Origin of the sequence: Ferrovibrio sp. MS7 (genome assembly GCF_038404985.1) — a bacterium.
Taxonomy (GTDB): domain Bacteria; phylum Pseudomonadota; class Alphaproteobacteria; order Ferrovibrionales; family Ferrovibrionaceae; genus Ferrovibrio; species Ferrovibrio plantarum.
Window position 1 is genome coordinate 17768 of the sequence record NZ_JBBKBA010000003.1, and the last position, 20645, is coordinate 38412.

General features: G+C 64.7%; 24 protein-coding genes. 17 read left to right on the forward strand and 7 right to left on the reverse strand.

Annotation, left to right across the window (positions count from 1 at the left end):
- Positions 1–78: 78 nt before the first annotated feature.
- Genes V6B08_RS18300 through V6B08_RS18310 form a run of 3 tightly spaced genes read left to right on the forward strand, consistent with a single transcriptional unit; the run spans position 79 to position 2775 of the window.
- Positions 79–480 (forward strand): hypothetical protein, encoded by a 402-nt coding sequence (locus V6B08_RS18300; protein ID WP_341983597.1) that lies wholly within the window; start codon positions 79–81, stop codon positions 478–480.
- Positions 481–493: 13 nt separating this feature from the next.
- A complete protein-coding gene (locus V6B08_RS18305) occupies positions 494–1477 on the forward strand; it encodes an RluA family pseudouridine synthase (RefSeq protein ID WP_341983598.1) in 984 nt (327 codons plus the stop codon).
- Complete coding sequence (locus V6B08_RS18310; RefSeq protein ID WP_341983599.1) at positions 1465–2775, forward strand: DUF3422 family protein; 1311 nt, start codon at positions 1465–1467, stop codon at positions 2773–2775. Before V6B08_RS18305 ends, V6B08_RS18310 begins: the two co-directional genes overlap by 13 nt.
- On the opposite strand, the gene V6B08_RS18315 is transcribed toward V6B08_RS18310, so the two are convergent.
- On the reverse strand, positions 2772–3545 hold the full coding sequence (locus V6B08_RS18315; RefSeq protein WP_341983601.1) for an SDR family oxidoreductase: 774 nt from the start codon (positions 3543–3545) through the stop codon (positions 2772–2774). The genes V6B08_RS18310 and V6B08_RS18315 overlap by 4 nt on opposite strands.
- Positions 3546–3600: 55 nt before the next feature.
- On the opposite strand from V6B08_RS18315, the gene V6B08_RS18320 reads away from it, so the two are divergent.
- Positions 3601–3966, forward strand: coding sequence for a winged helix-turn-helix transcriptional regulator (locus tag V6B08_RS18320; protein ID WP_341983603.1), 366 nt, complete (start codon positions 3601–3603; stop codon positions 3964–3966).
- On the opposite strand, the gene V6B08_RS18325 is transcribed toward V6B08_RS18320, so the two are convergent.
- Positions 3963–4847 (reverse strand): LysR family transcriptional regulator, encoded by an 885-nt coding sequence (locus V6B08_RS18325; RefSeq protein WP_341983605.1) that lies wholly within the window; start codon positions 4845–4847, stop codon positions 3963–3965. The genes V6B08_RS18320 and V6B08_RS18325 overlap by 4 nt on opposite strands.
- A gap of 79 nt (positions 4848–4926) precedes the next feature.
- On the opposite strand from V6B08_RS18325, the gene V6B08_RS18330 reads away from it, so the two are divergent.
- Positions 4927–5523, forward strand: coding sequence for a cysteine hydrolase family protein (locus V6B08_RS18330; protein WP_341983607.1), 597 nt, complete (start codon positions 4927–4929; stop codon positions 5521–5523).
- A gap of 3 nt (positions 5524–5526) precedes the next feature.
- On the forward strand, positions 5527–6084 hold the full coding sequence (locus tag V6B08_RS18335; protein ID WP_341983609.1) for a histidine phosphatase family protein: 558 nt from the start codon (positions 5527–5529) through the stop codon (positions 6082–6084).
- 2 nt (positions 6085–6086) lie between these two features.
- On the opposite strand, the gene V6B08_RS18340 is transcribed toward V6B08_RS18335, so the two are convergent.
- Both V6B08_RS18340 and queF read right to left on the reverse strand, forming a co-directional pair.
- Positions 6087–6905 carry a hypothetical protein gene (locus V6B08_RS18340; protein WP_341983611.1) on the reverse strand — a complete coding sequence of 273 codons (819 nt, stop codon included), beginning with the start codon at positions 6903–6905 and terminating at the stop codon, positions 6087–6089.
- Positions 6906–6908: 3 nt separating this feature from the next.
- Positions 6909–7397 carry a preQ(1) synthase gene (queF, locus tag V6B08_RS18345; protein WP_341983613.1) on the reverse strand — a complete coding sequence of 163 codons (489 nt, stop codon included), beginning with the start codon at positions 7395–7397 and terminating at the stop codon, positions 6909–6911.
- A gap of 212 nt (positions 7398–7609) precedes the next feature.
- Between queF and V6B08_RS18350 the strand changes: the two genes are divergently transcribed.
- From V6B08_RS18350 to V6B08_RS18365, 4 genes are all read left to right on the forward strand, one after another.
- Positions 7610–7945: a hypothetical protein gene (locus tag V6B08_RS18350; protein ID WP_341983615.1), complete on the forward strand. Its 336-nt coding sequence runs from the start codon at positions 7610–7612 to the stop codon at positions 7943–7945.
- Positions 7946–8087: 142 nt separating this feature from the next.
- Positions 8088–8783 carry an HAD-IA family hydrolase gene (locus tag V6B08_RS18355; RefSeq protein WP_341983617.1) on the forward strand — a complete coding sequence of 232 codons (696 nt, stop codon included), beginning with the start codon at positions 8088–8090 and terminating at the stop codon, positions 8781–8783.
- Positions 8784–8800: 17 nt separating this feature from the next.
- A complete protein-coding gene (locus V6B08_RS18360; RefSeq protein WP_341983618.1) occupies positions 8801–11122 on the forward strand; it encodes an AsmA family protein in 2322 nt (773 codons plus the stop codon).
- 7 nt (positions 11123–11129) lie between these two features.
- Positions 11130–11819 (forward strand): ATP12 family chaperone protein, encoded by a 690-nt coding sequence (locus tag V6B08_RS18365; RefSeq protein WP_341983620.1) that lies wholly within the window; start codon positions 11130–11132, stop codon positions 11817–11819.
- Here the strand turns inward: V6B08_RS18365 and corA are convergent.
- From corA to V6B08_RS18380, 3 genes are all read right to left on the reverse strand, one after another.
- Positions 11816–12784: a magnesium/cobalt transporter CorA gene (gene corA / locus V6B08_RS18370; protein ID WP_341983621.1), complete on the reverse strand. Its 969-nt coding sequence runs from the start codon at positions 12782–12784 to the stop codon at positions 11816–11818. The genes V6B08_RS18365 and corA overlap by 4 nt on opposite strands.
- Before the next feature lie 64 nt (positions 12785–12848).
- Positions 12849–13496, reverse strand: a complete 648-nt coding sequence (locus V6B08_RS18375; RefSeq protein ID WP_341983622.1) for a uracil-DNA glycosylase — start codon at positions 13494–13496, stop codon at positions 12849–12851.
- Positions 13497–13514: 18 nt separating this feature from the next.
- Complete coding sequence (locus tag V6B08_RS18380) at positions 13515–14180, reverse strand: LabA-like NYN domain-containing protein (RefSeq protein WP_341984473.1); 666 nt, start codon at positions 14178–14180, stop codon at positions 13515–13517.
- A 95-nt stretch (positions 14181–14275) separates the two neighbouring features.
- On the opposite strand from V6B08_RS18380, the gene folK reads away from it, so the two are divergent.
- The 7 genes from folK (at position 14276) to lepB (ending at position 20645) form a co-directional block, all read left to right on the forward strand.
- A complete protein-coding gene (folK, locus tag V6B08_RS18385) occupies positions 14276–14821 on the forward strand; it encodes a 2-amino-4-hydroxy-6-hydroxymethyldihydropteridine diphosphokinase (protein WP_341983624.1) in 546 nt (181 codons plus the stop codon).
- A gap of 73 nt (positions 14822–14894) precedes the next feature.
- Positions 14895–15272, forward strand: a complete 378-nt coding sequence (gene rpoZ, locus V6B08_RS18390) for a DNA-directed RNA polymerase subunit omega (RefSeq protein WP_430398544.1) — start codon at positions 14895–14897, stop codon at positions 15270–15272.
- A gap of 377 nt (positions 15273–15649) precedes the next feature.
- Complete coding sequence (locus V6B08_RS18395; protein ID WP_341983626.1) at positions 15650–17842, forward strand: RelA/SpoT family protein; 2193 nt, start codon at positions 15650–15652, stop codon at positions 17840–17842.
- A gap of 94 nt (positions 17843–17936) precedes the next feature.
- On the forward strand, positions 17937–18524 hold the full coding sequence (gene pyrE, locus V6B08_RS18400) for an orotate phosphoribosyltransferase (RefSeq protein WP_341983628.1): 588 nt from the start codon (positions 17937–17939) through the stop codon (positions 18522–18524).
- Positions 18525–18535: 11 nt separating this feature from the next.
- The gene (locus V6B08_RS18405) at positions 18536–19282 is read left to right on the forward strand and encodes a pyridoxine 5'-phosphate synthase (protein ID WP_341983630.1); all 747 of its coding nucleotides are present in this window, start codon (positions 18536–18538) and stop codon (positions 19280–19282) included.
- Positions 19283–19289: 7 nt separating this feature from the next.
- A complete protein-coding gene (gene acpS, locus V6B08_RS18410; RefSeq protein WP_341983632.1) occupies positions 19290–19715 on the forward strand; it encodes a holo-ACP synthase in 426 nt (141 codons plus the stop codon).
- A gap of 168 nt (positions 19716–19883) precedes the next feature.
- Positions 19884–20645, forward strand: a complete 762-nt coding sequence (gene lepB / locus V6B08_RS18415) for a signal peptidase I (RefSeq protein WP_341983633.1) — start codon at positions 19884–19886, stop codon at positions 20643–20645.

Consider the following 20645-nt stretch of genomic DNA (forward strand, 5'->3'; position numbering starts at 1 on the left):
AATATCCCCGCCGGGGGTGACTTTACCGGAAAGGCTCCCTAACTATTTGGTAAGGCTAGGGAGATAGGGTTTGCCATCATGGCCCAGCTCGCCAATCTGCTGCCAGACAAGAATTCCCCGGTCGCGCGCCTGCTGACCGGCATGGGTGCCGTGTTGCTGTTGGCCGTGCTCTCGGGCTATATCGGCATGTCCATCGTGAAGGACGATGACAAGCCGTACTATCAGCCCGGCGTCATTCCCTCGCGCGAGGAATGCTTCATCGAGAAGCTGTCGCGGTTCTCCAAGATCAACAAGCAGATCCTTTTCCAGGTCGGCCAGGAATGCGAACTCGAAGTCCAGTCGATAGAGGGTCACGAGCAACGCCGCCTGGAATGGCTGGAGGAGCAGGCGGAGAAGCGCCGCCAGCAGAAGCAGGAAGTCCCCGTGGCCCAGCCCGAGCCGCAAGCCCCCGTCGATACCGTGCGCCGAGTCTGGCGCTGATCGGACCAACACCATGAATCAGATTACCACCCGCGTCGTCGCCGACGATGAGGCTGACCTGCGGCTCGACCGCTGGTTCAAGCGCCATTATCCCTGGCTTGGCCATGGCAAGCTGGAAAAGCTGCTACGCACCGGGCAGGTGCGCGTGGATGGCGGCCGCGCCAAGGCAGCCACCCGGCTTGAAGCCGGCCAGACCTTGCGCATTCCGCCACTGGGCGATCCGCCGGCAGCGGATTCCAAGCCGGCGCCGCGCATCCTGAAGATCGACCCCGAGCGGATCGAGGCTTTGCAGGCCGCCGTGCTGCACAAGGACGACGCGGTGATCGTGCTGAACAAGCCGCCGGGCCTCGCCACCCAGGGCGGCACCGGCCTGAACGAGCATCTCGACGGCCTGCTGGATTACCTGCGCTTCGAGGCAGCGGAACGGCCGCGCCTGGTGCATCGCCTGGACAAGGATACCAGCGGCGTACTGGTGCTGGCGCGCACCGCCAAGGCTGCCGCCAAGCTCACCGCCGCCTTGCGCAAGCGCGAAGCGCACAAGCTCTACTGGGCGCTGGTGACCGGTGTGCCGACGCCACGCCAGGGCAAGATCGACATGCCGCTGGCCAAGCTGCCTGGCCCCTTGGGCGAGCGCATGGCCGGCGACCCGGAAGCAGGTAAATCTGCAATCACGCTCTACCGCACGGTTGCCACCGCCGGCCGCCGCGCCGCCTGGCTGGCCATGGCGCCAGTGACCGGCCGCACACACCAGCTCCGCGTCCACTCGGCTTTCATCGGCACGCCAATTGCCGGCGACGGCAAATATGGCGATGCCGAGAAGCAGCTTACCGGCGGCATCAGCCGCAAGCTGCACCTGCATGCCCGCGCCCTGCGGCTTGAGCATCCGGATGGCGATATCTTCCAGGTGCGTGCGCCGATGCCGCCGCATATGCTGGCGTCCTGGGATTTTCTCGGTTTCGATCCGGAAGAAGACGACGCCGATTCATGGCTGGAATAGACGGCAGCAACGCCGGCGCGATGCCGGCCACTATCCATCCGCTGCGCCAGGCGCTGGCAGACGAACTGCATGCGCGGCCGCCGGTGCCGCTGTCCGCCCCCGCAAGGGTACTGAATTTCGTGCTGTTCGGCCCGGCCAGCCTGACGGGCGATCCGTTGCGCAGCCTGGCGCTGGCGCAGGGTGTCGAAGCTGCCGAGACCATCGCCAAGCATGCCGTGCTGACGCTCGGCCCCTATGTGGCCATTCAAGAGCGCCGCACCGAATTCACCACCTACACGCTCTACCTTCCGCGCGCCGCCGGCTCGTCGGTGGAAGCAGCCGCCGATCTACCACCGGCCTTGCAGGCCTGGATCGCCAGCCTGCCGGGTGAACTGATCGCGGCCTCTGATCTGGTGATCCTGGCGCCCAATGAGCCGGCCCCCGATACCGCCTTGCTGGCGCGGCTTTATGACGAGAATGCCCTGGTCGCCTCGCGCGCGGTTTCTGGCCGCGCCGATGTGTGGACCGATTTCAAGTTGCGGCAGGGCAAAACCATGCTGCTGATCCACGATCACGGCCTCACCGATGCGCAGCGTGGCCGCCTGGTGCTGCGCCTGCTGGATATCGAGAGCTACCGCATGATGGCGCTGCTGGCTTTGCCGCTGGCGCAGAAGGTGGCGCCACGCATCACCGCGCTGGAGCAGGGGCTGGGTCGGCTCGCCAGCCGCATGGTGGATGTGGAGCATCAGGAAAGCGAGCAGACCCTGCTGCGCGAGATCGCCGGTGCGGCAGCCGAGGTCGAGACCCTGGCGGTGGACACGCCATTCCGCTTCGGCGCCGCGCGCGCCTATCACGCGCTGGTGTCGCGCCGCATCGAGGAATTGCGCGAGGAGCGCATCGAAGGCTTGCCGACGCTTGGCGAATTCATGGAGCGGCGTCTCAGCCCTGCGATGCGCACCTGCGAGACCATGGCCGAGCGTATCGAGGGCCTGTCGCGCCGCGCCACCCGCATGGCGAACCTGCTGCGCACCCGCGTCGATGTGGCGCTGGAGCGGCAGAACGTGGCGCAGCTCGATGCCATGAACCGCCGGCTGAAATTGCAGCTACGGCTGCAGGAGACCGTGGAAGGGCTTTCGGTTGCGGCGATCACCTATTACGCCGTCGGTCTGGTCGGCTATGCCGCTCAGGCGCTGCATGCGGTCGGCGTGCCGATCCACAAGGAAGTCGCCATCGGCGTCGCCATTCCACTGGTCGCCGGCACGGTATGGCTCGGGCTGCGCCGCCTGCGCCGCAGCCTGCAGAAGGATGGATTGCACTAAACCGTCGGTACCGTGCCGCCATCGATGACGAATTCCGAGCCGGTAATGCTGGCGGCGGCCGGCGAAACGAGAAATGCGATTAGGTCCGCCACTTCCCGTGGCCGGGCGGGGCGGCCGATGGGAATGCCGCCCAGCGACTGCATTAGCTGGGATTTTGCCCCGTCGTAATCGGTCCCGCTGTTGTGCGCCAGTTCCCGCACAAAGTTGATCGCGGCTTCGGTTTCCACCCAACCGGGCGATACCCGCACCACGCGGATGCCGCGTGGCCCCACTTCCTTCGACAGGCCCTTGCTGTAGTTCGATAGCGCGGCCTTGGCAGCGGCATAGGCCAGGGTTGCCTCATGCAACGGCAATTGCCCTTGAATCGAGGTAACATGCACGATCACACCGCTGCCCCGCGCCAGCATTGCCGGCAATAGAGCGCGGTCAAGACGCATCGCTGCTAGCAGATTAAGGTCGAGTGCCTTTTGCCATTCCGTGTCATCGAGCGTGGCGAAGCCACCGGCTGGTGCTGAGGAACCGCCAGCGACATGTACCAGAATATCCGGTGCCCCGAAGCGTTGCCGCACCGCATCGGCTAATTTCGCGCAGCCACCAGGGGTCGAGAGGTCCGCGGCGATGCAGTCGGGATCCTCACCGATATTGCGCGCCGCGGCCAGAACATTGACTCCGGCTTCCCGCAAGGCCGCAACTGTTGCGGCACCAATACCTTTCGTTCCGCCAGTGACCAGGGCAGAACGGCCAGACAGCGGCGCTGTGGGAATAGTCATCGATGTACCTCCGGTTCGATTTGCGTGGCCCGGAAGGTGGAGATAAGATTCCGCAATGGCAAGAACGCACGAAAAAGTAAGCTACACACCGAAAAGTAAGGATGATGCCTACACGCCGCAGACCGCTGCGCTCGGCGTCGAGCACGCGCTTGGCATGCTTGAAGGGCGTTGGAAGCTGACCATCCTGTTCCATCTGTTCGGGGGCAAGTTGCTGCGCTTCTCGGAGTTGGAGCAAGCGATCCCGACGATTTCACAGAAAATGCTGGCGCAACAACTGCGGCAATTGGAGCGCGACGGTATTGTGCGCCGTATCGTATATCCACAGGTGCCGCCGAAGGTTGAATACCATCTCACCGATTGGGGGCAGTCGCTTTGTCCCGCCCTCGACAGCCTGCTGCAGTGGCTGGAGGCGAAACCCTAGACTTCCGACTGCTTGAGCTGGCGGACGATGCTCTCAGCTATCGCATCGGCGGCGGCGCGCAGCCGTGGCGCCTGGCGCGTGTCCTTGTGCCGCACCAGCCATAGCTCGCGGCTTAAGGCCGGGGCTTTTTCCAGCGGTATCAGATCGGGCCATTGCCGTGCGGCGAATTCCGGCAGCAGGCCAGCGCCGAGGCCGGCGCGCAACGCGGAAAGCAGCACCGGCATGCTGTTGCAGCGGAACACAAAGCGGAATCGCTCCGGTTGCTTGAGCAGCCAGCGCTGTTCCGGCAATTCGTCCAGGCTTTCGTCATAGCCGAGTGTCGGCAATGGTTGGGCGCTGGCCTGGAAGCCATCGCGCACGTAAAGCCGGAACGGCACCTCGCCGAGCTTGCGGGCATAGAGTTCGCCGCCGCGCGGCCTGGCCCAGCGCAGTGCCAGATCGGCCTCGCGCCGCGCCAGGCTCAGCGGCTTGTGGTCGGTGAGCAGCGTGACGGTCAGGCCCGGATGGCGCCGGCGCAGTTCCAGCAGGGCCGGCACCAGCAGCAGCATGGCGGCGCCCTCGGTGCCGGTGAGGCGCAGATGGCCGCCATAGCTGGCATTGCGCCCGGCGGCCAGCCGCTCGATCTGCAAGGCCGGTTCCTCGATGCGCGAAGCGGCGGCCAATGCTTCCTGGCCCAAGGCGGTGAGGCGCCATTGTCTGCCGGCGCGTTCGGTCAGCGCCGCGCCAAGCTGCTGTTCCAATGCATCCAGGCGGCGGCCGACCGTGGCGTGGTTGACGCCGAGCGCGCGCGCCGCACCGGAAAGGCTGCCCTGGCGCGACAGCTCCAGCAGGTAGCGCAGATCGTTCCAGTCCAGGCTATTTGTGCGTTTTTGCACAGTCATGGCGCGAGAATAGCGACTATCGGTTCGCAAATCGACCAATTAGGCTGCTTCCACTGTTACGCAACAAGGAATCAGTCCGATGACCATGCCCAAGACCCTGCTTGAAATGGCCGGTGCGCCGAAGCTGCCGCTGACCTGGGCGGCCTCCGCCCTGGTGCTGATCGACCATCAGCAGGAATACACCATCGGCAAGCTGCCGCTGGTCGGTATCGATGCCGCCGTGGCCGAGCTTAAACTGCTGATCGCCGCCGCGCGCAAGGCCGGTGCGCCGGTGGTGCATGTGCGCCACCAGGGCAAGCCAGGCGGCGCCTTCGATCTCGACGGCGTAGGCGGCCAGTTCATTCCCGGCATGGAGCCGGTGGCGGGCGAGACGGCCATCACCAAGGGGCTGCCCAATGGTTTCGCCAACACCAATCTGAAGGATGTGCTGGCCGGCTTGGGCCGCAAGGAAATCATCGTCGGCGGCTTCGCCACCCATATGTGCATTTCCGCCACGGTGCGGTCAGCGGTGGATAATGGCTTCCGCGTCGGCGTGGTGGCGAATGCCTGCGCCACCCGCGACCTGCCGGATCCGCTCGGCGGCGTGCAGACGGCTGACATGGTGCATCGTGCCACCATGGCGGCACTGAATGACCGTTTCGCCACCGTGGTGGCGGAGACCAGCGCGGTCGTTTAAGCGATGCTGCGGCTCTTCCTGTTGCTGGCGCTGGCCTTGATGGTAGCGCCAGCCGCTGCCAACGAGACGGCCTGGAGCGCCTTGCAGCAGGGCGGCCAGGTGGTCGTGATGCGCCATGCCAGCACGGTGCCGGGGACGGGGGATCCGCCGAATTTCCGCCTTGGCGACTGCACCACGCAGCGCAATCTCTCGGAAGCCGGCCGGGCCGAGGCGCGCAGCCTGGGGGAAGCCTTTCGTCGGCGTGCCATCGTGATCAGTGCCGTATTGAGCAGCGAATGGTGTCGTGGCATCGAGACCGCCGAATTGGCTTTCGGGCGGGTGGAAGCCTGGTCTGGCGCCAATTCATTCTTTGATAACACGGCTGACCGTGAAGGCCGCACAATGGCACTGCGCCAGCGCGCTGCGGCGCATCGCGGGCCGGGCAACCTGGTAATCGTGACGCACCAGGTGAACATCACCGCGCTTACCGGGATATTCCCGCAGCAGGCCGAATTCGTGGTGCTGACACCGGATCAGGCCGGCGGTTTCAAACTGGTCGGTAGCGTCAAGCCTGGGGCGTGATTTCAGCGGCGCGGTGCCGGCAGTGGTGTTGAGTCGACGCCGCCGCGCGGCGCTGCCTGCACCTGCGGCACCGGCGCCAGGGCCGGCTGGCCGCCACTCGGGCGCTGGCGCGGTTTGCGGTCGGCGGGCAATTCGGCCCATAGCCGGTCGGCTTCCGCCATCGCCAATTGCTGGTCGCCGGGGCGGCAGGCGCGGCTGCGATAGAGCACACGGCGACCGCTGAAAAAGCACCAGGCGGCCTGTTCAAGCGCGGCACGCTGCAGGGCTTCGGCTTCCGGCGTGTCGATCCAGCGGCTGCCTGGCGGGCATTGGTCGGCACCGAAAATCTGCTGCCGGCTGTCGTCATAGCACAGCGCCTGGCCGCTCTGGCGCAGGGCTTCCGGCGGCTGGATGCCGGCGCCCAAGGTGGCAACCTGCGGCGTTGCTGGCTGCCCCGGTTGAGGTTCGGTGGGCAATGGGCCTTCGCGCAACGGCAGCAGGCGGCGCTGCTGCGGGGCGGCGGTTGTGCTGCCGCTGGTATCGGCATCGCGCCGCGCCAGTTGGCGCTCGGCGTCGCTGGCCGGAATATCGACATAGCCCGGCGCGCAGCGGCCGGTCTGGCTGAAATACAGCATGCCGTTTTCGGTGTTGAGGCAGGCGGTGAGCGGCCCGCTGGCGCCGCTGGCATTGCGGGCGGCGGCGGAGGGGCGTTCCTGGGCGCCGCCGATGCCGCGATAGAGGCTGCGGTTGAGGTCGCGGATGGAATCCTCCATGCCGCCGCAGCCGGCCAGCCACAGGCAGGCCAGGAAAACGGCAAAAGCGCGGGGGAGTGCCGCCCGCAAGCTTCAGCCCCGGCCGCGATAGGACGGCACGCCCTGGTCCGGCAGCCAGAGGCCGGCAGGCGGCTTGCCGGTTTGCCAGAACACATCGATCGGGATGCCGCCGCGCGGATACCAGTAGCCGCCGATGCGCAGCCAGCGCGGCTTCATCGTCGCCGCCAGGCGTTCGCCGATATAGACCGTGCAATCCTCATGGAAGGCGCCGTGATTGCGGAAGCTGCCGAGGAACAGCTTCAGCGACTTGCTTTCCACGATGCGCTTGGCCGGTACATAGTCGATCACCAGATGGGCGAAATCCGGCTGGCCGGTGAGCGGGCAGAGGCTGGTGAATTCCGGCTGCACCAGGCGGATGGCATAGAGCCGGCCGGGCTTCGGATTGGGCACGGTTTCCAGCACAGCCGCTTCCGGGGAAGCGGGCAGGCGGGTGGCCTGACCGAGCTGGGTGAGGGCGGAGAGACCCTTGCTGTCTTTGGAACTGTCTTTTGTCTTTGCCATGATGGATAGCTGCCTTGTTTACCCGGCAGGATACCGCCCCCTCCGGTGATTTGCACCCCGCAGACGGCGCCACTATTCGGCCACAACAATACCCCGGAGTCACCCCTATTGCGGCTCAAGGCCGCCATGTTCGGCGGCGATAACCTGTCTCACGCACCGGCCAGGGCGAGCCCGCCCAGCCCAGCGTGATACGACCCGGAGGAAGTTCAATCATGATCACCCGTTTCAAGACCCTTGCGACCGCCCTGCTGGTGAGCAGCGGTCTTGCGTTCGGTACCGCTGCCGCCTATGCCCAGGCGCAGACCCCGGCCCCCTCGGTGACCACTGGCGTGACCGCGCCGGTCGCCGTGCAGGCAACCCAGCCGACCCCGACCCCGGCGGCGCCCGCTAAGGTGGAGCAGAAGGCCGCTGAGAAGAAGGCCGATGCCCACAAGACCGACGCCAAGAAGGCCGAGCACAAGGCGGAAGCCAAGAAGGCCGAGGTGAAGAAGGCTGAGGCGAAGAAGGCCGAGGTCAAGAAGGACGAAGCCAAGAAGGCCGTGAACTAACCGTTCCGCGGTCTGGCGTCGCGTTCAGTAAGTAGGGCCCCCCGTTCTCCAGGACGGGGGGCTTTTATGTTGCAGTGCGGGGGGGTGAATTTGATCCCCTCACCACATTGAGCCCCGGCGGTGAGCATGCTTTTCTCTTCAAATGATTCTCGCCACGGATGCGTTTTCGCCCCCCTGCCTGGTGCTGTTCGATTGCGACGGCACGCTGGTGGATAGCCAGCACCACATCATCGCTGCCATGCGGCAGGCCTTCGCGGCATTCAACCTGCCGGAACCGGCCGCAGACGATGTGCGCCGCCTGGTCGGGTTGCCGCTGGATATCTCGGTACGCCGGTTGCTTGAAGCTGGCGCCGCCAATGCCGATCAGGTGGTGGCGGCCTATCGCGAGGCGGCTTTTTCGATGCGCCACCAGCCCGATCATGAGGAGCCCTTGTTCCCCGGCTTGCGCGAGGTGCTGGACAAGCTTGAAGCAGATGGCTGCCTGCTCGGCATCGCCACCGGCAAGGCGCGGCGCGGCCTGGATGCAACGCTGGCGATGCACGGCCTGACGAATCGCTTCATCACCTTGCAGACGGCGGATATCGCGCGCGGCAAACCGGATCCCGACATGGTATTTCGCGCCATGCGTGAAACCGGTGCGTCGGCGGGTTCCACCCTTGTCATCGGCGACACGACTTTCGATATGCATATGGCACGCAATGCCGGAGCGCGTGCCATCGGCGTCGCCTGGGGGTATCATGATCCAGCCGAACTGATGCAGGCTGGCGCCCAGACGGTGATTCGCCGTTTTGCCGAGTTGCCGCCGCTGGTGCAGCAATTGATGGGACGCGACCGCTGATTAATTAGGAGGCCGCCATGCGTTACGTGAAATGGATCGTTCTTGCCCTGGTGCTGCTGATTGGTGGCCTCGTCGCCGTGGCCTTGAGCATCGACGTCAACCGCTTCAAGCCGCAGATTCTGGCGCAGGCGCAGAGCGCCGTGGGTCGCAAGGTGGATGTGGCCAGCGACCTGAAACTGGCGATTTTCCCGAAGCCGGCGGTGACGGTGAAGGGCGTGACGCTGGCTAATCCTTCCTGGGCCTCGCGGCCCAACATGCTCACTGTCGGTGAATTCTCCGCCGAACTGGACCTCTTCGCGCTGCTTGGCCGGCAGCTCAAGATCGACCGCCTGGTGCTGGCCGATGTTGACCTGCTGCTGGAGAAGGACCGCCAGGGCCGCGCCAACTGGGAATTCGGCGAACCGGCGAAGCAGGCCGCCCAGACTCAGGCACCGGTGCAGGCCGAAGCCGATGGCGTGACCCTGACCATGCCGACGATTTCCGATCTGCTGCTGAAGAATATCAAGCTGACCTACCGCGATGCCCAGGCCGGGGCGTCGAATGACGTGCTGCTGAGTGAACTCTCGCTGAAATCGAATTCGGCCGGCATGCTCGCCGCCAAGCTCGCCGCCAAGGTGGACGGCAACGACATCACTGCCGACGGCACTTTCGGCACGCTCGCCGAGATGATGGCACCGACCAAGCCCTGGCCGGTGAAGCTGAACCTCGCGATTCCAAATGCCGGCCTCAAGGCCACGGTGGATGGCAGCGTGAAGGATCCCGTCGGTGGCAAGGGCTATGCGCTGAAATTCACCGCCGAGGCGCCGGATATCGCCAAGCTGGCGGCGCTGGCGAAGCAGACCGCACCGAGCTTCGGCCCGCTGAGCGCGGCAGGGACGTTGCGCGACGATGCCGGCGAGCCGGGTGTATTCGACCTCAAGGCCGGCCTGGGCAGCGACGATATCGGTCGTGTTTCCGTGACCGGCAGCGTACGGCAATTGATGCAGCAGAAGGGCCTGGCGCTGGAGATCGATTTCGCCACGCCGAATGCCAAGGCCTTCGCCGCCAAGTTCGGCGCCGAAGTGGCGCAGGCGGTGCCGGTGAAGCTGAAGGCGCAGGTGAAGGATACCGGGCCGAAGCGCTATGCCTTGAGCAATATCAGCGCCGATATCGCCGGCAGCGATCTGGCCGGCAATGGCGAGATTGCGCTCGTGGGGGCGAAGCCGGCGGTGAAATTCGACCTGGCCTCGAAGTCGCTCGACCTGATGCCGCTGCTCGGCGATGGCAAGGGCGGCACGGCCGGCGGTGCCGGTGGGGCTGGCGGCAAGGCGGCGCCGAAGCAGAGCGACCGGGTGTTCAGCGATGAACCGCTGCCGCTCGATGGCCTCAATGCAGCCGACGCCGATCTGCGCTTCAAGGCCGATAAGTTCCGCGCCCCGATGCTCGCGGCGCAGAATGTGACTGTCGCGCTGACGCTCAAGGATGGCGTGCTGAATGTGAAGCCCTTCGGGCTTGGCGTTTCCGGTGGCAGCATCGGCGGCGAGCTTGGCCTGAACGGCAAGAGCAAGGCGCTGACGGTGAAGCTGGATGGCAAGAATTTCGGTCTGAGCGACTATCTCAAAAGTGAGAAGATCACCGACATCATCAGCCGCGACGCCCGCACCGATCTGACCGCTGACCTCACCAGCCAGGGCGGCAGCGTGCGTGCGCTGATGGCCGGCCTGAACGGCAAGGTGCTGATCAAGGTGGGCGAGGGCGAGTTGCGCGACCAGTATCTCGATTTCCTCGGCGCCGATATCCTGCGCACGCTTGGCCGTATCGGTCAGGCCACCGCCAAGACCAAGCTGGAATGCGTTGTGACGGCGCTGGAAATCAAGGGCGGCGTGGCAACGCCGAAACCGCTCTTTGTCGAAACCGGCCGCATCACCATTGCCGGCGAAGGCGCGATCAACCTCGGCACCGAGCAGCTTGATCTCAAGATCGTGCCGTCTTCGCGCGAGGCGGCGCTGGCCAGCCTGGCGGTGCCGATCAAGATCGGCGGCACGCTGGCTAATCCCAGCGGCTATCCCGATCCGGTGGCGACCGCCAAGGGCGTGGTCGGCGCTTTGGCTGGCGCGGCCCTGCTCGGTCCGGCGGCGATCCTCTCGCCGCTGATGAGCAGCGGCAGCAGCGAGACCGGCCAGCAGGCCTGCGCCAAGGCAGTGGCATTGGCGGAAGGCAAGCCGGTGCCGGGCGGCACGGCGCGTCCGGCTCAGCAGGGCCAAGGACAGCAGGGGGCGCAGCAGCAACAGGCGCCGGCGCAGAACAACAATCCGGTCGAGAATCTCGGCCGCAGCCTCAACAACCTGTTCCGCCGCTAAGGGTCGCATGAAGCGTTTCTATAAGACCGCCACCGCCGAACAGCGCGAGGATGGTGCCGTGGTGCTGCTGGATGGCCGTGTGCTGAAAACGCCGGCGAAGCTGGACATGACGCTGCCCAACCTGGCGCTGGCCGAGGCTATTGCTGAGGAATGGGCGGCACAGGGCGAGAGCATCCAGCCGCAGACCATGCCGCTGATGAAGCTGGCGGCCACGGCGATCGACCGCACGGCCGTCGATGCGGCGCCTGCCACCGCCGATATCGTGCGCTATAGCGGCTCGGACCTGCTGTGCTACCGCGCTGACATGCAGGTGGAACTGGCGGCACGCCAGGACGAGGTCTGGCAGCCCTTGCTGGACTGGTTCCAGCGCCGCTACGACCTCACCATGCACACCACCAAGGGCATCGTGGCGGTGGCGCAGCCGCCGGAACTGGCCGAGCGCCTGCGCCGGCTGTGCGCTGGCCTCGATCCGCTGCGGCTGACGGCATTGCATACCGCCACCACGGTTTGCGGCTCGGCGGTGATCGGCCTTGCCCTGCTGGAAGCGCATCTCGATGCCGAGGCCGCCTATGAGGCCGCCTTCCTGGACGAACTGCACCAGGCGCAGCTTTGGGGCGAGGATGAGGAAGCCGCCGAGCGTCGTGCCGACCTCAAGGCCGAGATTGCATCCTTGGAGCGGTTCCTGAAGCTGCTTTAGAGCCAGCCGGACTTGCGGAAGCGCCAGTAGAGGAAGCCGGCGGCGCCGGCGATTACCAGCAAGGCTGTCGGGTAGCCGTATTCCCACTTCAGTTCGGGCATGACTTCGAAATTCATGCCCCAGATGCCGGCGAAGGCGGTGGCGACGGCGAAGATGCCGGCCCAGGCGGCCAGCCGCTTGTTCACTTCGCCTTCCTCGATGGTGACCATGGACAGGTTCACCTGCATCGCGGTGTTGATGGTCTCGCGGATGACATCGGTGAGCTGGTTGATGCGGATCAGGTGATCATAAACGTCGCGGAAATAGACCTGCATGTCGGTACAGGCCAACGGCACGCGACCGCCGCCGGTGAGTTTGCCAACGGCATCCATCAGCGGCGCAACGGCATGCTTCAGCACCTGCACCTTGCGCTTGAGCGCATAGAGCCGCTCGATATTGGAGCGCGCCGAACCCTGGCTGAAAATCTGCTCCTCGATCTCCTCGAGTTCAGTTTCCAGCGCATCGACGATAGGGAAGTAGCGGTCCACCACGGCGTCGATCAGGGCATAGAAGACGAAGCCGGAGCCGAGTTTGAGCAGATGCTGCTCGCGTTCGGCGCGGGCGCGCACGCCGAGGAAATTCTGCTGGCTGCGGTTGCGCACCGACAGCACATAGTTTTTGCCGACGAAGATATCGACTTCACCGACCTGCAATTCACCGTCGACGATCTCGACAAGCTGGATCACGGCGAACAGCGAGTCGCCGTATTCCTCCACCTTGGGCCGCTGGTGGCCGTGCTGTGCGTCTTCCACCGCCAGTTCATGCAGGCCGAATTCTTCCTGCATCGTTTTCAGTTCGGCGATATCGGCATCCTTCAGCGCCACCCAGACGAAGGCGTCCTTGCGGCTGACATAGTCGCTGATTTCGCCGATTCCGGGTTCGGCGAGCTTGTGGCCGTTCTGGTAGGCAACGCAATTGATCAGCATGGCACCCCCGGTCCGCTGGGCGGATTCTCGACCGCGCTAGAATAAGCGCGAACGGCGCTGAGGGCTAGCCGAGGTGGGCGGCGATGCGGTCGAAAACCGCATGGAACATGGCCTCGGTGAGGCGGCCTGTATTGGTATTGTAACGTGAGCAATGGTAGCTGGAGAACAGCGTCGCGCCATTGGGCATCAGGTAGGCGGTGTTATGCCCGAAGGGCGCCGCCGCCCGCTTCATCTTCAGCGTATCCAGCACCGCCACATGGGCGATCTGGCCCAGCGCCAGGATGGCGCGCAGCTTGCTCATGGCGGCGATTTCCGGCGCCAGGAAATGGCTGCGGCAGATCTTGGTTTCCGCCGGGGTCGGCTTGTTTTCCGGCGGCACGCATTTCACGGCATTCGAGATGCGGGCGCGGCGCAGTACCAGGCCGTCATTCGGGTCGGCGCGGAATTCGCCTTCCGAGAAGCCGTATTTTTTCAGCGTGCTGTAGAGCAGGTCGCCGGCATAGTCGCCGGTGAAGGGCCGTCCGGTGCGGTTGGCGCCTTTCAGGCCCGGCGCCAGGCCGACCACCAGCAATTGCGGCTCAGGATCGCCCCAGGCCGGTACCGGTGCATTGAAGAAAGCCGGGTAGGCGGCGCGGTTGTCGGTGCGGAACTGCGCCAGCCTTGGGCAGAGGCCGCAATCGCGGCCAGGGACCGGCGCGGCCTCTAGGGTCACGGCGCTCAATCTTGCTGCTTAGCGGCCGTAGCCGCGCGGATTCGCGGTGTCGATCTCATCGTCATCGTCATAGGCGCCGGCCGGCGTGGTATTGCCGACGCGGAGCGTGGCATTGAGGCCGGCGGTGCGCTGGGCATGTACCTGGTCGCGCCCACCGCCCTCGCGCATGATCTTCGGCATCAGGTCCTGCAGTTCAACGAAGGTGTCGGCCTGGCGGCGCAGTTCATCGGCCACCATCGGCGGCTGGCTCTTGGTGGTGGCAACCACCGAGACACGGACGCCGCGGCGCTGCACGGCTTCCACCAGACGGCGGAAATCGCCATCGCCGGAGAACAGCACGGCATGATCGAGATGCGGCGTCAGGTCCATCATGTCGATGGCCAGTTCGATATCCATGTTGCTCTTGAAGCGGCGGCGGCCGGTGGCGTCGGTATATTCCTTCGCCGGCTTGGTCACCATGGTGTAGCCGTTATAGTCGAGCCAGTCGATCAGCGGGCGCAGCGGCGAGTAATCGGCGTCTTCCACCAGCGCGGTGTAGTAGAAGGCGCGCATCAGATGCGCTTCCTTGCGGAAATGCTCGAGCAGGCGACGGTAATCGATCTCGAAACCGAGGCTGCGGGCGGCAGAATAGAGGTTGGCGCCATCAATAAAGAGCGCCACGCGCTCCTGCGGATAAAATTTCATCATTAGCATCACTCCTACTGCAGAGAAGAAAGACGGTTTATCGAAATAGATATAATGGGCTAATTAAATCATCAGATAGACTACACAAGGCTTCCATGCCGGAAAATCCCTCGAATGATCTAGTTTTCATAGCACTTGGCGCAAATCTGCCCGCTGAGGGTCAGGCGGATATTCGCGCCACAATCATCGCGGGCATGAATGACTTGAGTGCAGGCGATTCTCATGTTGTCGCGCGCTCCAGCTTGTGGCGTTCTCCAGCCTGGCCGCCACCCCGCACGGGCGAAACGAAACAGCCCGATTACCTAAACGCAGTGGTAGCGCTGCGCACGGCGCTCGATGCCGATGCCTTGCTGCGGCGGTTGCATGAGATCGAGGCGGCGTTTGGCCGTCGCCGTGCCGGCCGTTGGGATGCGCGGCCGCTGGATCTCGACATACTTGATTACCGCGGCCTGGTGCAGCCAATGGAGGGGCCGGGGCGGGCGGTGCTGCCGCATCCGCGCATGAGCCGCCGGCTGTTCGTGCTGCTGCCGCTGCAGGAAGTTGCCCCAGACTGGCGCCACCCGGTCAGCGGGGCTGCCTTGCCGGCCCTTATCGCCGCGGCAGAGCCTATTGAAATCAATAGGTTGGAGGAGGGGCGCTGAATAGCCCTTGCATGCTGCCAGGGAAGGCGCTAGGAAGCGCAATTCCCCGGATGGTCACTAAGGATGAGCCGCCATGGCCCGCGTTACCGTTGAAGATTGCGTCATCAAGGTTCCGAACCGCTTCGAGCTGGTGATGCTCGCCGCCCAGCGTGCCCGTGCCGTGTCGGCTGGCGCGCCGCTGACCGTGGACCGCGACAACGACAAGAACCCGGTGGTGGCCCTGCGCGAAATCGCTGATGAAACCGTGGATATCGAAACCCTGCGCCAGCGCATGATCGGCGGCATGCAGAAGCATGTCGAGGTCGATGAGCCGGAAGAGGACAACATGGCCGCCCTGATGGAATCGGCCGAGTGGTCCGGTGTTCAGCAGGCAGACGACCTGGCCGAGGGCATGGGCATCGAGGAAGACGGCGCCGACGAGCCCGACCTTGGGGATGCCGTCGAGGAGTAATCCTCGTCCTTTCGACCGAGAGCATGATGACACCATATTGACGCACTACGCCGAGGTGAATTTGGTCTTCGGGTAGGAGTGCGGCGCAGTGCGTAGTGGGACTACGGGCAAGCCGCACGACGCCCCCGAAGGCCAAATTCGCCCGGCCCGGAGGGTTTCGTCTGAAGGCGGCATCCACGTCGTCGAAGCGCTTGCAGGTACCCACCAGGTACCTGCCGCGCGCCTCTCCTAGTGGCTACCGCCTCCAGACGAAACGTAGGGCATCAATATGGTGTCATCATGCTCTGGAATCATTCCAGGGTCTTGCCCTGGACTAATTTTCGCCCAAAATTCAGGGTGTTGTGAAACCGTTTCCCGTTGAAGGAGGGCGGGACGGCATGGCGCGCGCTCGGATTCTGCGGCAGGTTGAATTGGTGGAGAAGGTTCTGGCGTACGATCCCGGCGCCAACGAGGACCTGTTGAACCGCGCCTACGTGTTTTCCATGAAGGCGCATGGCGCCCAGATGCGCGCCTCCGGCGACCCGTATTTCTCCCATCCCGTGGAAGTGGCCGGCATCCTCGCCGGCATGAAACTCGACGACAAGACCATTGCCACCGGCCTGCTGCATGACACGCTGGAAGACACCGTGGCGACGCCGGTCGAGATCGAGAAGAATTTCGGCGGCGATGTGCTGCGCCTGGTCGACGGCGTCACCAAGCTGTCGCGTATCGAGCAGCAATCCGACCGCACGCGGCAGGCGGAGAATTTCCGCAAGCTGCTGCTGGCGATGTCGAACGACATCCGTGTGCTGCTGGTGAAGCTGGCTGACCGGCTGCACAACATGCGCACGCTGCATTACATCAAGACGCCGGAAAAGCGCAAACGCATCGCCAAGGAGACGATGGAGATCTACGTTCCGCTTGCCGACCGCATCGGCATGCAGGAACTGAAGGAGGAACTGGAAGACCTGGCCTTCGCCGAACTCAATACCGATGCGCGTGCCTCGATCATCACGCGCCTGGAACAGTTGCGCAGCGAAGGCGGCAGCCTGACCCAGCGCATTTCCGACAAGATCAAGCGCACCCTGGCGGAACAGGGGCTGGATGCCTGGGTCTCGGGCCGCGAGAAGCGCCCATTCTCGATCTGGGAGAAGATGCAGCGCAAGAACATCCCGTTCGAGCAGCTTTCCGATATCATGGCCTTCCGCATCGTGGTGCGCGATATCACCGCCTGCTATCAGGCACTGGGCATCATTCACGGCACCTGGCCCTCGGTGCCCGGCCGCTTCAAGGATTATCTCTCGACGCCGAAGCAGAACGGCTATCGTTCGCTGCATACCACGGTGATCGGGCCTGAGAACAAGCGCATCGAAATCCAGATCCGCACCCAGGACATGCATGAAGTGTCCGAACTCGGTGTCGCGGCGCATTGGCAATACAAGCAGGATGGCAATGGCGGCGGCACCGCGCCGGATGCCGAGGCGAAGCAATATCGCTGGCTGCGCGAATTGCTTGAAATCCTGGAGCAGGCATCCGATCCGGAAGAATTCCTCGAGCATACCAAGCTCAACATGTTCCAGGATCAGGTGTTCTGCTTCACGCCGAAGGGCGACCTGATTGCCCTGCCGCGCGATGCCACGGTGGTTGATTTTGCCTATGCGGTGCATTCCGGGGTCGGCGATACGGCGGTGGGCGCCAAGGTGAACGGCCGCGTGGTGCCGCTGCGCACCGTGCTGCGCAATGGCGACCAGGTGGAAATCCTGCGCTCCAAGGTGCCGGCGCCGCATCCGAACTGGCTCAACTTCGTCAAGTCGGGTCGTGCCAAGTCGTGCATCAACCGTTTCATCCGCCAGCAGCAGCGCGGCCAGTATGTCGAGCTCGGCAAGGCAATCCTGAAGAAGACCTTCCATGAGCGCGAGCAGCAGCTCACCGATAAGGGTCTGGAAGCAGCGGTGAAGGTGCTGAAGCTGCGCGGTGTCGACGACGTATATGTCGGCGTTGGCGATGGCTCGATCACTGCACGCCAGGTGCTGCATATCGTCTATCCCGGCGAGAAGGAAAACGACCGCGAGGCCGACAAGCTGCCGCCGCTGCCGCGCCAGCAGCACAAGGCGCCGGAGGCGAAGCATAACGGCATCCCGATCCGCGGGCTGATCCCCGGCATGGCGATGCATATTGCCGGCTGCTGCCATCCGTTGCCGGGAGACCGTATCGTCGGCATCGTCACCACCGGCAAGGGCGTCACCATCCACACCATCGACTGCGAGGCGCTGGGCCAGTTCTCCGACCAGCCGGAACGCTGGCTCGATCTCGCCTGGGACGCCCCGGGCGACGGCGACAAGAGCGGCCAGGTGCATTTGGGCCGCGTCATCCTGCTGGTGGCCAACGAGCCGGGTTCGCTCTCGGCGCTTAGCACGGTGATCGCCAAGCACAAGGGCAATATCACCAACCTGAAGATCACCAACCGGACCCAGGAATTGTTCGAGATGTATGTCGATGTCGAAGTGCGCGACGTGAAACACCTCTCGAACATCATCGCCGCGCTGCGGGCCACCCCGAATATCAGTAGTGTCGAGCGCGCCAGGGGGTAAAAGCCCCGGCCTAGCTTTGAATCGGTTGTCCCGTCTTGAACCCGGGGGCGCCTGCGCTTAGGCTGCGCCCGGTTAGTTCAAGGGACCCTAGACCATGACGCGTGACGAAGTTTTGCAGCATTACCGCGAATCCGGCGCCTTGCTGGAGGGGCATTTCCTGCTCACCTCCGGCCTGCACAGCCCGGTCTACATGCAGTCGGCCAAGGTGCTGTCGCATCCGGCCCGGGCCGAGGCGATGTGCCGCGCGCTGGCCGACAAAATCCGCGCCAAGCTGGGGCCGAAGCCGGTGGATATCGTCTGCTCGCCGGCCATGGGCGGCGTGGTGGTGGGCTATGAACTGGCCCGTCAGCTTGGCGTGCCGGCGATCTTCACCGAGCGCGTGGATGGCAAGTTCGCGCTGCGGCGCGGCTTCGAAATCGCCCCCGGCGCCCGCGTGCTGATGGCTGAGGACGTAGTCACCACCGGCAAATCCAGCCGTGAATGCATCGACTGCATCGCCGAGCATGGCGGCGTGACGGTGGCGGCATCCTGCATCGTCGATCGCTCGGATGGCGAGGTGCAGCTTGGCGTGCCGATGTTCGCGCTGTGCGGCTTTAAGGTGCCGGCCTATCGCGACGACGAATTGCCGCCGGAGCTGGCGAAGCTGCCGGCGGTGAAGCCCGGCTCGCGCGGCCTGAAGTAGGGGATAACGAGATGAGCAAGCTGCGGCTGGGCGTCAATATCGACCACGTTGCCACCATCCGCAACGCGCGCGGCGGCAAGCATCCCGATCCGGTGCGCGCCGCGATCATGGCGGCGGCTGCCGGCGCCGATGGCATCACGGCGCATCTGCGCGAAGACCGCCGCCATATCTCGGATGGCGATATCGACCGGCTGATGGCCGAGATCAAGCTGCCGCTGAACCTGGAAATGGCCGCCACCGCCGAGATGCTGGGCATCGCGCTGCGCCACAAGCCGCATGCCTGCTGCATCGTGCCGGAACGCCGCGAGGAACGCACCACCGAGGGCGGCCTGGATGCGGCCGCGCAGCATAATCACCTGGCACCGATCATCACTCGGCTGGTGGATGCCGGCATCCGTGTGTCGTTGTTCATCGAGCCGTCGCGGGTGCAGCTTGCCGTTGCCAAGGCGCTTGGCGCACCGGTGGTGGAATTGCATACCGGCCGTTATTGCGAGCTGGAAGGCGCGGCGCGCGAGACCGAGCTGAACCGCATCCGTGCGGCCGCCGACTATGCCGCTGAACTCGGCCTGGAATGCCATGCCGGCCATGGCCTGAGCTTCGACAATGTGGGCGCCATCGCCGCGATCCCTACCGTTGTCGAACTCAATATCGGCCATTTCCTGATCGGCGAGGCGATCTTCGGCGGCCTGGATGGCACTATCCGCCGCATGCGTGCATTGATGGATGCGGCGCGCGGCGACCGCAGCCTCAGCGCCTGACAGAGCCATGACCATTCTTGGCATCGGCTCCGACCTGATCGACATCAGGCGGATCGACAAGACCATCGCCCGCTTCGGCGACCGCTTCCTCAACCGCGTGTTCACCGCCACCGAGAAGGCGCGCTCGGAACGCCGGCCGCTCACCCGCATCGCTTCTTATGCCAAGCGTTTCGCCGCCAAGGAGGCCTGTTCCAAGGCGCTTGGTACCGGTTTTCGTAAGGGCGTGTTCTGGCGCGACATGGGGGTGGTGAACCTGCCCGGCGGCAAGCCGACCATGCAGCTCAGCGGCGGCGCCCTGGCGCGGCTGCAAAGCCTGCTGCCGCCCGGCCATGTGGCGCAGATCGATATAACCATCACCGACGAGCCGCCGCTGGCCCAGGCGCTGGTCATCATCTCGGCCGTGCCGGCGCCCCCGATTCAGCCAAATACCTGAAATAAAATCAATGCCTTAACTGGCGGCAATATCTTGGCCTGCGGCACTTGGGTCACTTGACTTGCCCAGTGCCAGCGGGCTTGATGCCGCTTGCCAGCGGGCTGTATGCCGGTGGGTTGTGCCGCGCCGGCTTGGGCGCCGGCGGTGGCGTAGCGCAGGAGTGAACGAGTGGCGAAGAGCAAGGCGGATCGCGAGCAGGGCACGGGCCTGTGGGAAAACCTGCAGACCCTGATCTATGCCCTGGTGATTGCTGGCGGCATCCGCACCTTTGCCTATGAGCCGTTCCATATCCCGTCTGAATCGATGCTGCCGACCCTGCTGGTCGGCGATTTCCTGTTCGTGTCGAAATACGCCTACGGCTATTCGCGCTTTTCGCTGCCGGGCAGCCCGGACCTGTTCAAGGGCCGCGTGCTGGAAGGCCAGCCGGAGCGCGGCGACGTGGTCGTGTTCCGCTATCCCGGCGACACGTCGCTGGATTACATCAAGCGCGTGATCGGCGTGCCGGGCGACCGGGTGCAGATGCGCGATGGCGAATTATGGCTGAACGGCGAGAGGGTGCAGCGCCGCCGCGTGGCCGATTTTGAACTGCATGACCGTTTCGGCATGGTGCGCCGCGAGCGCCAGTATGAGGAAACCCTGCCGGGTGGCCGCAGCTACATGACCATCGACCTGCGCACCAGCGAAGGCGACAACACCCCGGTCTTTACCGTGCCGCCGGGCCATTTCTTCGTGATGGGCGACAATCGCGACAATTCGCAGGATAGCCGCTTCCAGGTGATCCATGGCGGCGTCGGTTTCCTGCCGGCGGAAAACCTGGTCGGTCGCGCCAATATCCGCTGGCTGTCGGTGGATGGCTCGGCCTCGCTGTTCAAGCCGTGGACCTGGCCCGGCGCCTGGCGCTTCGAGCGCATGTTCACCAGCATTCACTGA